Source organism: Neochlamydia sp. AcF95 (assembly GCF_018342455.1).
GTDB lineage: Bacteria > Chlamydiota > Chlamydiia > Chlamydiales > Parachlamydiaceae > Neochlamydia.
This window is the reverse complement of sequence record NZ_JAEMUC010000026.1, coordinates 36,389-49,910: the sequence shown is the minus strand read 5'-3', so window position 1 is coordinate 49,910 and position 13,522 is coordinate 36,389. Positions and strand designations below refer to the sequence as shown.

Here is a 13,522-nt window from a genome sequence, read left to right as displayed (position 1 = left end):
TTTGCTTAGTTTTTCTTCAGAAAGCATTTATCTCCCCTCTCCTCTTTTTAATCTAGAGGTAATCACAACTAACAAAGAGTGGTTAAGCAAATATGCCTCTTCATAAAATTTTCGAGCTTGATTACAAATGATTATAGAAGCCATCAGCTATAAATAAAGGGTAAAGGACTAAAAGAAGCTTTCCATTTTAAAATTATTGGATACCAGAGAACTTATAAGGCGTTTTCTTCTTCTTCAAAATCTTCATAAGCCTGTACGATTTCATCATCTTCTTGAAGCTTTGCAGGAGACTGAAGCTGACTTTTGGCCTTTCGTTCAGAGAAAGTAGTTTTTTTCTTTCCTTTTACATAGAGTTCTAAAGGAACTCCTAAAAATCCATAAGTTTCACGGAACTGATTATAGAGATATTTCTTATAACTTTCACTCATCAGGTCAGGATAATTAACAAAGAGGATGAACTTGGGGGGCTGTACATCAACTTGCGCCATGTAGTAAATCCTTAAGCGTTTACCGCCGATCATGGGAGGATGATTCTTCTGTAGCGCGCTTTCAATAAATTTATTAAGCTGATGCGTGGGAATACGTTTTAAAGAATGCTCTTGCACGCTTTTGATTTCTTCAAAGAGCTTTTCAACATTCCTGCCGGTGGTAGCCGACATAAAGATCTTAGGACAATGGCGTAGAAAAGAGACCTCCTCATTAATATCTTTTAAACAATGCTCCATACGAAACCCTTTGACCAGATCCCATTTATTAAATACCAGAATGCATCCTTTACCACTTTCTTCAATTTTATTAGCAATCTTCTTATCCTGAACGGTCATGCCCTGTTGAGCATCTAACATCAACACACAAATATCTGCACGTTCAATCGCCCTTTCCGTACGAATAGCTGCAAATTTGTCTACCACTTCATGTTCAGCATGCTTGCGTCGTATACCGGCTGTATCAATTAGGCGAAAATGATCTTCTTGGTGCGTTACAGAGACATCTACACTATCCCTAGTCGTACCTGGAATGGGACTCACAATGCACCGCTCTTCATCTAATAAAAAATTAATAAGTGAGGATTTCCCTACATTGGGACGCCCAACAATGGCTACTTTGGTAGCCAAATCCTCTTCTGCTTGCAAGTCGCTTTGCTCTAGGTCTTCAAAAGCTTCCTCTAAAAGCTCAGCCATGTGCCAGCCTTGCGCAGCAGAGACTGAAATCATCTTCTTAATTCCTAGAGAGTGAAATTCATGCAACAGATATTCTTGGGCTCCATTATCAATCTTATTGACAGCCAAGCAAACAGGCTTTTTAGTTTTTAGTAAAATTTTCGAGATTTCTTTATCTAGCTTAGTAATTCCCAAATGAGCGTCTACTACCATTACAATTGTGTCGGCTTCTTCAATTGCTACTTCCGCTTGGCGTAAAATATGCTCATTAAAATCTGCTTGCGAATGGTAATCCATCCCGCCAGTATCGATCACTTCAAAAGCTCTACCAAAAAATTCAGCTTTACTATACAAACGATCGCGTGTAATTCCTTCAGCTTCATCAACAATGGCGATCTTCTTTTTACAGATACGATTAAAAAGAGCGGATTTTCCTACGTTAGGTCGTCCTACAATAGCTAGTTTAGGTAAATGGGTCATAACTTTATCGATTTTAATGTTTAGTTGGCAAATCATAACATTTTTAAACGTTAAAAATAAATAGACTTTTCTATAAATTTAATTTAGTATGGTTATGTAAAAACGAATTTCTTTTTATGGGCGCCAATTACCTTTCAGATGACATCTCCTTTTCTCTTTTAAAGAGGGAAATTTCAGCTTATTCTTGGAACACTTTCCGCAGTGATGCAATCGCTGCTCTAACCGTGGCCTTGATTACTTTGCCTCAAGCGATGGCAGCAGCTCTTCTTGCCGGCCTGCCTTTATCGAGTGGCCTTTTTGCAGCCATCTATTCCTCTATCTTAGCGAGCCTATTAGGATCTTCACCTCAACTTGTCGTAGGCCCTAGTAACGCCATCGCTATTTTGGTACAAGCAGGTACAGCAGAAGTTCTTTATCATCATTATCGTGAAGTGGTGGGGGTAGACCGCGACATTATTGCTCTGCAAATCTTAACTCAGTTAACTTTTTTAACCGGTTTTCTACAGATCGTAGCAGCAGGATGTAAATTAGGAAGGCTTACCCAATTTGTCAGCTATACGGTTATTATAGGATATATTGTCGGCACTGCCCTTGCAATGGTAATTACTCAATCTTACGTTCTGCTAGGCCTCAGCTTCATGCCCGGCGTCCATTCACTGTATGAACGAGGGGCCTATCTTTTAGCTCAATGGCGTAGCATCCATATTCCTACGACTTTGATAGGAATGGCAAGCTTAACCTTGCTTATTTTTTTAAGACGTACCAATCAGCGTATTCCTGCAGCTTTTCTCTCTTTGATCTTTGCTGCTGTAAGCGTTTATCTCCTACAGATTCCTGCTATAGGCAATTTTATTGATCATTTCTTTGCCTTTGATGCCCAGCAATCTGTGCATAAAATTCTTTTAGTAGAAGACACGGGGGAATTAAAAAACGCTATTCCTCATGTTAAGCTATTCTTTTTTAATACCGGGATTATGAATGAATTGCTGCCTGTCTCTTTTGCTATTGCGCTCTTAAGTATCATGGAAACTACTTCGGCTGCCAAATCAATCGCTGCAGGGACAGGCCACGCCTTCTCAATCAATCAAGAGATTTTTGGAATGGGGATGGGTAACCTACTAGCCTCTTTTATTGGAGCCATGCCTATCTCAGGCAGTGCTTCACGCAGTAACCTTAATGCTACCTTGGGAGCCAAAACACGCTTCGCTAGTATTATGAACTCATTAATTGTTGCCTTATTGCTAGGAGCTTTTGTCTTTTTCATCACGAAGATTCCTTTAACAACTTTTGCTGCCATTTTATTAATCACCGCTGCCAATCTTGTAAATCCTAAACAATTCCTTGTATGCATGAAAGCGACTAATTCGGATGCCTTAGTTTTGTGGGCTACCATCTTGTCATGCCTATTCTTTAGTCTAGATGTTGCCTTCTACATTGGTATCATCATTTCGATTACATTATATCTAAAAAAAGCCGCTATTCCACAACTAATCGAATATGATTTTGACCAGGCAGGTGAGCTTATTAACCTCGATAGATCTCGTGCTCATAAAGAAAAAAACATACGTTTCATCAAAGTAGAAGGAGAGCTTTTCTTTGGGGCAGCCGATTTGTTTCAATCCACATTGAAGTCCATTACAGAAGATGATAACAAAACTAAAGTTATCATTTTACAACTAAAAAATGCGCGCGATATTGATGCCACCTCCTGCCTTGCCTTGCAACAGTTGAATAATTATCTTAAAAATTCAGAGCGCCACTTAATCACTTGTGGAATTACGCCTCCTTTATGGGATGTATTTTGTGCCTCAGGGATTATTGAATCGCTAGGTAAGGAAAACCTTTTTGTCTTTGATGAACGGCAGCCTCAGCATCATATGTTAAAGGCTTTATCACGCGCCCATGAACTTGTCAGCTATTCATCAACTTCTCCAGAAGTAGAAACGCTTTTTACAAGCTTACCGACTGCCCCCTAATCTAAAACAATCTATTTATCACTTACTCACCCGCCCACGCTTTTTTAAAAATTTGCCTCACCATCACAATATAAATATTTAGCTTCTCTAAGCTTTATACTCGCACAGCTTTTCTCTTTATAATATATTTTATATCTATTTTCACCTTTCTAAAATTAAGCCGGCAGGTAATTTCTCACCAAAAACCTGCTCTTGCTCTTGTAGGGTTAAAGTAGCAGGTTGGGTCAACATTCTCTGCAAATGCTCATGCTGAGGAAGAAGAGAAAAAGCATTCAAAATATTATCTAGAGTAGCTTGCGAAAGATCTACTTCGCGATGAGCCGTTTTCCTAGCTAATTGACCTAGAAGATGAGCTAATTGATCGTGAGGAGAAAGCTTAAGTAAGGACTCAATCCATTTAGAGCACTCCTCGCTGGAGACTACATAAGCTAGAGATCCATAGATTAAATGACGGGCTCCAATACGGCCCAAAGCCCAATAATCTGCAGCCACTGCTTCGCCAGCGCAAATGCGGGTGAGAATAGCTACTCCTATTTTTCTTTTTAAGGCCAGATCAAGCCATTCAAATGAAGCTAAAGTTCTTATTTTTTCTGAATAAGAATAGATATCATTTTTACTTTTAAGAATAATTTTAGAAGCCTTATTAAGTAATAGGGTGGCTAAAATATCATTAGCTAGCTGAATTTGCTGTCCTCTATTTAAGCCCCCCGCTATGCGGCGATAACAGATCCACTGCTGAATGAAGCATTCAAAAGACTTGGCTAACTTAAAATCTCCTAAAATAATTTTCCATAATTCTTTGATGCGAAAATCATCCAAAGGATAGCCAAAGCCAGGCCGCAGAAAAAAACCTATCATATTCCACCAGCGCGGTTCGAGATCCGCAGAAGTTTTACGTTGATCTGCTAAGCTTAACAAGGTATCAAACAATCCTCTCAACAGGCTCAAAGGCCAGTCTAGGCGTGGTCTACCTAAATAATTCTCCATTTTTTCCATCATTTTTTCTGCTTTACCTGAGCTTGTAAATATTTCGCGAAGATACTCCTGCGATGACTTTAAATAGGAGGAATCAAAACTTTCATCCTGGCGTTGCGACTCTAAAGAGGAAACATTATTTTCTTGACCTGATGCCTGCCGTACTTGAAATTCTAAAGGCCAGCAATGCCCGGTTGTTAGCGATTGCAACCATAATTCTAATATTCCGATAGCTGTCAGCTTTATATGAAGCTTTACAGGTACATTATCTAGGATACTTTCAGAAAGCTGCTTTTTTCCTAAACGCAAGATGGTATGAATGGCAGGCATGGCCTGCAGTTCTTGGTTATCGATCTCTATTATATCTCCTTTTTGGTCATCTAAACGAACTTGAGAAGTATATAAGCTAAACGAGACGGGTACATTGGGCCGCAAGGAAAAGGTATGTTCACATTGATAACTGGCCCCTTCTTCAGCGCCTCGCGGCAAAAGGGTCAAAGCTTGGTTTGAAACTGTACCCTCGAATTTTTTAACATCAATTCCTAGATAGTAGGTTTTGGGTATTCCACTAGCTATTCTTACTCCATAGCCTCGACGTACTTTTCCATAGTAAGCGGCTCCTCGGGCTACAGCTATGTCAAGGCCTACACTTTCCAAGATTTTTGTCTGTGAACCCGAGTACCATCTTTCCAACGAGTGTATAAGAGCTTGCTGAAAAATAGTAGGCTTCATAGAGCCCCCATTAAAAAGAATGTAGTCAGGAGCTTTTTGAACCTGCGAGCGCTTTAAGAACGTAGCTAAATGTTTGGTGATAGAAGGCTCTTCTTCGTAGGGAAGGCCTACCATCCGAAATCCTGTAGATCTGCGTAATTGAAGAGCTTCTTCAAAAGAATATTGTGCAAAAAACCCATTCAACAATAAATGGGCCACTTCTTGGCATTTAACCTGGATAGATAAGCTTCCTTTAACTACTGCAGAACCTGAGCCTTGTAACAAGACTGTAAAATGGTCGGTAGCAGATGCCGCATTTTCTAGCAAAGCTTCCTTAGCAGCCCGAGCTTGATGTTTCAACTGCAGCCATTGAACAAGCTGAAAATCTCTTTTTCCATACTCATGAGATAACCTTTCTTCAAGATAGTGAGCAAGAGCAATATCCATATTATCACCCCCTAATAACAGGTGATCGCCTACAGCTCTACGGTTTAAAGTTAGCTCGCTTTTTCCTTGCTGCACTTCTATTAAACTAAAATCCGTCGTGCCGCCCCCTACATCACAAACAAGAATAGTTTGTCCTGCCCGCATCTGTTGCTGCCATTGATTTTCATGTAAAGAGATCCAACTATAAAAAGCTGCTTGGGGTTCTTCAAGTAAGGTTAAATGAATAAATCCTGCCATCTTAGCAGCCTCAACAGTTAAACGCCTTGCCACTTCATCAAAAGAAGCTGGAACTGTCAGAACAATCTCTTGTTGTTCAAACTCTGCCTCAGGATTTGATTTAGCTATAAGGTAGTTCCAAGCGTAACGAATATGGTTCAGATAATGCGCTGTGGCCTCCAAAGGGCTGATTTTTCGATCCGCTTCACTAGCTTCAGGGGGAAGGGTTTTATCATTTCTATTAGTAGCTGAATAGCTTAGCCAGCTTTTAGCTGACTGAACAAGCCGCGTAGGGACCCTAGCTCCGTGTGAATGGGCAAAAGAGCCTACAAATGTATCGTTATTTTTTTTCCAAGGCAAATCTAAAGCTGCTCCTTGCCACTCCAGGGGAGCTGAAAAATATACAAAAGAGGGCAAGGTATGGCGTAGTCCTATATGACTGGGCCCTAGAAGCTGAGGTACCGCAAAAGATTGAATGGAAGCTTTGGGATGTTGAGTATCCACATACGAAATGCAACTATTTGTCGTTCCTAGATCAATTCCAATAATATATCTCATCTCTTATTTCTCCCGTTTAGAGCTAAAGCTTTCAAAAACACCTTAAAAAAAAGACAGATTAAGTGAAGCCTCAATTGCCGCCACCCCTGGCATTAGCAACTTAGCTATGGCATATGTATAGACTCCTAGCTATCTCTTAAGTTTTAATTAAAAATGGCTTACAACCTTTTATTAGCCTTTTAAATATAATGTTCCTGTTTGCCTGAATTAATAGCGATAGAGAGCTATAAAGCGTAAGGGCATCTCTTATAACCTAACGATTATTAATAAATCCTTGCAAATAGCCTTCATCTATGTGAAACTAGCATGTAAGGCAAGGAACAGAAGTTTTAATAAAATCTATAGATTTTATTAAAACCACCTGATTACTTTCTAGTGAAGAGCCATTTTAGATAGCAACAGAATTTAGACTTAATTTAAAAAACATTATGCCAAATAATAGTCAGGCAGCTTCTTTATTTAGTATGATCTATTAATTCTTTAATCGCTAACTAGGTAGATCAGAGTATGTTTAAGGAGACCTTATAATGCCCAAACTAAAGAAAAAGTAGCTTATAATCTTTACCCATCCCGATTATTGAATGGGTTTAATCGCTCTTCAAAACTTTTAGCTGTTTAATTTAAAAGGAGCTTCACTCGAATTGTTTGCCCGTCCAATAATATCCGAGCTACTTTATATCCTGCTTTAGCCCAAGCCAGCTCCCCACTGCAAGGCTCACCAAGCTTATAGCATCCTATATTTCTTAAGAAATTTTACATTTTCTTTAGTACATTTGCAAATTGTAATTGAGAATTTTCTCTAACTTGGAACTTTTTTAGTACGAAGATAGTTAGACAAGCTATTTTAGTAAGAGAAATACCAAAGAAAACATATAACGATTCATTCCATTGACCCGCCTTTCAGGACATGGTAAAAAGCAGAATGGCAATTTATGCAAGAAAAAAATTAAGAATTCCATTGCAGTTATTTCCTCTAACTTGCCCGCAAAAATACCTCTTAATGGATAAAAGTCGGTTTATTTAACACGCCTACATTGTTTTTCATATAATTTTCGCTTATTTCTATAGAGCAGGAAAAGGGCCAATTTTAAGCCATTTACAAGTAGGAAAGTATACAAGTTGAGTGATAAGCTTTTAGAAGAGGGAATAAATAGACTCCTAATTTAAGCTACTAACTAAAGGCTTTCCCTTAAAAAGGCCTTAATTATAATAATTTGTTGGTATGGTTTGCATTTTATCTGGTTATTTAAGCCCTATCTTTATATAATAAAGTCAATTTTCTTTAATTAGTGAGAAAAACTATGACACCTGCCAATGCTTTTAAAACATCCCCCTCTAGAAAATCTGAGAAAATGGAGGATTTAGATGGTGTGACACTCGACTTAAAGGATCAAGGCTCACCGTCCATTGTAAGAAAAGATTCAGCGGGCAGATCTTACACCATCTACACTGAAAATATTTACCATTCTAGTTATGCTTGGCGAGTAAAAAAGGGCTTAATAGCCTTGGCTGCTACCATTTTTTCTGGCGGATTAGCCTTGATATCAAAAAGTATAAGAACGCTTTGGAACGAATGTATAAGCGGCATCGAAACTAAGCAGATTAAAGTTTTGACCAGGTTAAATTCAACCGATGAGAAAACCAAAAATATAGGCAGTAACAAATTTTCTTCCCAGACTCTACCTAGGCAAAAGCTTTCTTCAGCTAAAAAAGAGGAGATAAATCCTTTTCTCCCTTTTTCTTCTCAAACCTCTTACTCTTTAGAAAAGGAAAAGCTTCCCTCTCTATCTACTCCACAAACTCTACTTAAGAGAAGTACCTCAACACCTAAGTCTGCTCTTTTACCTCAAAGCCAATCTCTACTTTTTCAACTCTTTTTTCCTTCTGCTGAGGAAATTGAAAGCTTAAATACAAAAGTGATCCCCTCTATTCTTACCTTAGAGCCAAAAGAGGCACAGCTAAATCAGCCAGGTAATCTTTTTACAGAAAGGCATGATCACTATCATAATCGGATAAAGAGTGTCATGAAGCAACCGTTGCATACATGGCTCGAAAGAGAAGAACATGAAAGGCGACAAATTACAGGCTTACAAAAAGAGAGCTTGCTTAGTTTTCAGAAGCGTATTGAGGATAGGTTTAATCAGCTTAATCAATCTTTTCAGTTGCTACCTCGTTTTCAACGATTAGCAAAAAATCCTTTGCTCAAGGAGCTGAAAATTAAAGACCTCGAAGCTGCATGGGAGGAGTCAGCTCTTAAAATTTTTCTGCTAGATGAAGAAGAAGTGTCTAGCATGAGTATGGACGCTATCAACAAATTATCTACCAGGCAGGCAAAGTTTTTAGGTCAGCAAGCCACGATGTTAAAAAAGCAAAAGCTTGGCCTAGCTATTAATTCCGTTGAGACTTTAAAAAAATTGACTTTGAGAGATTTACGCCAAGTAAATATAAGTTCTCTTGAGCTTTTGGTAAAGCATTTATCAAGCAATTTAATTGAATGCTTAACTGAAGAGCAAAAGTTAGGCCTTCATATCGATCTTTTAAGTGCTAAGCAGTTTAGACTTATTTACAAAAATGAAAGAAGAATTAAAACTTTATCTGCTAACGCTATATTGGTTGGCTTAAATAAGGGCTTATTTGATGGAAAAATTAGTAGGCTAATCTCTTCTGCGCAAGTGAGAAATATAGACTTTACGCAAGTGAATCTCGATGAGCAAGAGCATAATCAAATGATCCTCAATACGATCATCGATACAATTATCAAGAAAGATAAGAACTTACAAAGCCTTCAGCAGGCTAGCCTTTTATACTTATTGCCTTTCCTCAACCCTGTTTATCTTTATTATTTAACACCCGAGCAAATTCAAGCGATAGACTTTAAAAATGAGAAAATTACACAGGAGATGGTCAGCGGGATAATAGGATGGAAGGGATGGCAGCAAATAAATTTACCAAGCCACCTTCATTTTTTTACAACTCAGCAAATTATCAACTGTTTACAAAGAAATCTATTCAATTCTGCAGCTTTAAGCTCTATCTTAGGAAAGCAAGTAGAACTCTTAGATTTTACGCAATTGGATTTATATCAACCTAAGCAGGATCCCCTTATTTTTGAATGCCTTAATACAATTGTAGGTAGTCTCACTAGGCAAGACTCTAGTTTAAAAAGCCTCCAAGAATCCAGCTTTTTATACTTATTGCCTTTTTTAAACCCCATTTATCTTAATTATTTGACTCAGCAACAGGTCCAGCGGATTGATTTTAAAGAAAAAAACATCACACAAGCTATGGTGGATGGAATCTTAGGAGAACTTCTACCAAATAAAAGAAAAAACACCCTAGAGTTTTTTGAACCCCAGCAAATCATCGACTGCCTACGAAGAGATTTGCTCAGCCCTAAAGCTGCACGTCTACTTTCTGCAGAAAAAATTAAGCAGATAGATTTCACCAAGATTGAGCTTCTTACGCTTTCTCCTGCTAGTAAGGCTGCTATCAATGTTTTTATGCATACCCTTATTGTAAAAGATAAGAGTCTGCAAAACCTTGCGAAAAGTAGCCTTTTATATTTATTGCCGATTATCCCACTTTCCTTACTTAATTATCTTAGCCGTGAGCAAATCCAAGCGATTGATTTTAAAAAAGAGAGCATAACTCCAGAGATGTTAAAAGGAATTTTAGGGGCCGATTACACATCTAGGCCTATAAAAACTTTAGAGTTCTTTATGCCAGCACAAATTATAGACTGTTTAAAAAGAGATCTATTGGATATGCGATCAGCTTTCTCTTTAACTCCTCAAAAAATTGCTCAAATAAATTTAAAAGAAATTGAACCTAAAACCGAAGTTATCCTAGCTCTTATTCGCCGCCATTCACCTAGAAGCTAAAAAGGCTTAAAGTTTACCTAATAAGCTACCAATGGTTAGAATGGAAGATGGTTTCTAAGTCTTAATATTGTTTCCTAAGATTAAAAAACATTTTTTGCAATAAGGCTAGCAAGAGAGTTTAACTAAAAATTAGACACGCTTTTTGAATTTTTTAGATAAGCAGTCTGGCCCGCTTAAGTACCTGCAAGTTCCTCTATTTTACTTAAAAACTTCAGCTTTCTTTAATAATAGGGGCCCTAGATGAGAAAATTTTTTAGCAGTAAAGTTTCTTTTCCTCTAGCTTCCAAATTCTTTTTACGTTCCCCTATCCTCCCTGAAGAGAGTAGGCAAACTTTTTCTCTTTTAACCCCCTTTTTAAACATATCTTCTACAGAAGCCTTGCTAAAATTAAATACAACTCTTAAGGGATTAACCACACCTGACGCGGAAGCTAGGCTTGAGAAATATGGCCTAAATGAAATTAAAGGCGATAAGCAAGCTAATAGCTACTTTTTACTGCTAAAAAATTTTATTAATCCTTTTATCGCTTTGTTAGTATTGCTGGCAGGTATTTCTTTATTTTTAAATAATATAGACGCCGCCATTATTATTTCTGTGATGGTAGCTATCAGCGTGATGATAAGATTTTTCCAAGAGTGGCAATCGAAAAAGACAGCAGAGAGGCTTAAGGCCATGGTAAGTACCCAAGCGACAGTGCTGCGGCGCCAAGGCTCTAATGATGAACCGCAACAGCAAGAGATAGATATTAAGCTTTTAGTACCCGGAGATATTATCCATCTATCAGCGGGAGATATGGTACCCGCAGATGTGAGGTTACTCTCTGCCAAAGAATTATATGTGAGTCAATCAGCTCTATCAGGAGAATCTTTACCCGCCGAAAAAGAAGCTATTTCTCATCCTGCTAGGAATCCAGTAAATTTATGGGAAATGCCCCATGTTTGCTTCATGGGCACTCATGTTTTCAATGGAACTGCCCTAGCAGTTGTCCTAACAACGGGAGATCATACCTATCTTGGTGGAATGGCAAAAAGCATCACCCACTATCGTCCCCTAACCGCTTTTGATAGAGAAATTAGTAAGGTCAGTTGGCTGCTCATCCAGCTAATGTGCATAGCAGTCCCCATAGTTTTTTTGTTGAATGGATTTATTAAAGGAGATTGGCTGGAGTCCTTACTTTTTGCGTTATCAGTAGCCGTAGGTCTAACACCTGAAATGCTTCCTATGATTGTCACTGTTAATCTTGCTAAAGGCGCTGTAAGCATGTCTCATCAGCAGGTAATCGTCAAGCAGTTAAATGCCATCCAAAATTTTGGAGCTATGAATATCCTTTGTACAGATAAAACTGGCACACTTACTCAAGATAAAGTCATTCTAGAAAGGCATTTAGATATCGAGGGAAATGATAATCAAGAAGTGTTGCTCTTTGGTTATTTAAACAGTTTTTATCAAACCGGCCTAAAGAATCTTCTGGACAAAGCTATTTTAGAACATAGTGAAATAGAAAAAACTTTAGATATACAAAACATTTATAGAAAAATAGATGAAATTCCTTTTGATTTCGTGCGTAAAAGAATGTCTGTTATCCTGGAGAATAATGCCCAGAAACATCTTTTAATCTGCAAAGGAGCTTTTGAAGAAATCTTAAGCCTATGTAGAGGGGTCAAAATAAGAGGCTCTACTCTTTCTTTGTCTCTTTCTCTCAAAGATAAAATAAATAGCTTAGCGAAGGAACTTTATCAAGAGGGTATGCGTATTTTAGCTGTGGCTTACAAATGTGTAGAGTGTACCGAAAGCAAGGAATATACGGAAAAGGATGAAAAGGAGATGGTGCTCCTCGGCTTATTAACTTTTCTTGATCCTCCTAAATCCACAGCGGCAGAAGCCATCACTCAATTACGTCGCCAAAATGTTCAGGTTAAAATTTTAACTGGAGATAATGAGTGGGTCACCCATCGAATTTGTCAATGGGTTAATCTTAAAGTTGAAAATGCTCTTACCGGCCATGAACTTGAAAAAATGAGCGATAAAGAACTTTCAAATGTAGTGGACCACACCACGATCTTTACTAAATTAACGCCTCTTCAAAAATCTAGAGTAATTACCTCATTAAAATCTAATGGCCATACAGTAGGATATTTAGGAGATGGAATTAATGATGCTCCTGCCCTTTGTGAAGCTGATGTAGGGATTTCTGTTGATACAGCTGTCGATATTGCTAAAGAATCAGCTGATATCATCATGCTAGAAAAAAGTTTACTTTTTTTAAACGCTGGGGTGGTTGAAGGACGTAAGACTTTCGGTAATATTCTCAAATACCTAAAAATGGCTCTAAGCGCAAATTTTGGAAATGTATTTAGCATTCTAGGAGCTAGTGCTTTATTTCCTTTCCTACCCATGTTACCTATTCAATTACTAATTCAAAATCTTCTGTATGAGATTTCACAAGCAACCATACCGTGGGACCATGTGGATCAAGAGTTTCTAGCCCATCCTCAACGTTGGGAAACTAGAGGTATAGCTAAATTCATGATGATGGTAGGGCCTATAAGCTCAATTTTTGACTATATAACTTTTGCCGTTATGTGGTTCATTTTTGCTGCCAATGCGCCTGAGAAACAATCTATATTCCAAACGGGCTGGTTTATAGAAGGATTACTTTCCCAGACATTAATCGTGCACATGATTCGAACTCCTAAGATTCCTTTTATTCAGAGTATTGCCGCATGGCCGCTTGCATTAACAACAGGGGTAATTATAGCTATAGGAATTTACCTTCCTTATTCATTTATTGGAGCAAATATTGGGTTGGCACCTTTGCCCTGGAGCTATTTTCCTTGGCTATTAATCATTTTATTAGGATATTGCCTTTTAACCCAGCTAGTAAAAGTTTGGTTTATAAAAAAGTTTGGACGTTGGCTATAAAGACTTTCTAGTTTGCCAGGGGAAAGCTGTTAGCTTAATAGTTTGCTAATCACGCTTTAAGACAATAGCGTTTATTTATTGATGAGATTTGAAAAATTTAAGTCTCTGAAACTATCCCGATAATATTGAAAAATATAAATTTATGATGCAAGCTTTTCTTTTTTAGAAAGGAGAAGACGTATGCCAGGAAGATTTG

5 protein-coding genes are annotated in these 13,522 nt (G+C 38.0%); 3 read left to right on the top strand and 2 right to left on the bottom strand.

Translation table 11 applies throughout. The annotated features are described in order from the left end of the window. Positions 1–212: 212 nt before the first annotated feature. Positions 213–1,676: a ribosome biogenesis GTPase Der gene (der, locus tag NEOC95_RS02210; RefSeq protein WP_242678244.1), complete on the bottom strand. Its 1,464-nt coding sequence runs from the start codon at positions 1,674–1,676 to the stop codon at positions 213–215. Positions 1,677–1,756: 80 nt separating this feature from the next. Here der and NEOC95_RS02205 point away from each other — a divergent pair, with 80 nt between their 5' ends. Next, positions 1,757–3,616 (top strand): SulP family inorganic anion transporter, encoded by a 1,860-nt coding sequence (locus tag NEOC95_RS02205; protein ID WP_213151215.1) that lies wholly within the window; start codon positions 1,757–1,759, stop codon positions 3,614–3,616. A 141-nt stretch (positions 3,617–3,757) separates the two neighbouring features. On the opposite strand, the gene NEOC95_RS02200 is transcribed toward NEOC95_RS02205, so the two are convergent. Further along, entirely contained in the window at positions 3,758–6,523 is a 2,766-nt protein-coding gene (locus tag NEOC95_RS02200) for a hsp70 family protein (RefSeq protein WP_213151214.1), read from the bottom strand. A 1,301-nt stretch (positions 6,524–7,824) separates the two neighbouring features. Between NEOC95_RS02200 and NEOC95_RS02195 the strand changes: the two genes are divergently transcribed. Together NEOC95_RS02195 and mgtA are read left to right on the top strand one after the other, a co-directional pair. Then, a complete protein-coding gene (locus NEOC95_RS02195) occupies positions 7,825–10,404 on the top strand; it encodes a hypothetical protein (RefSeq protein WP_213151212.1) in 2,580 nt (859 codons plus the stop codon). Between the two features lie 240 nt (positions 10,405–10,644). After that, on the top strand, positions 10,645–13,326 hold the full coding sequence (mgtA, locus tag NEOC95_RS02190; protein ID WP_213151210.1) for a magnesium-translocating P-type ATPase: 2,682 nt from the start codon (positions 10,645–10,647) through the stop codon (positions 13,324–13,326). Positions 13,327–13,522: the final 196 nt, after the last annotated feature.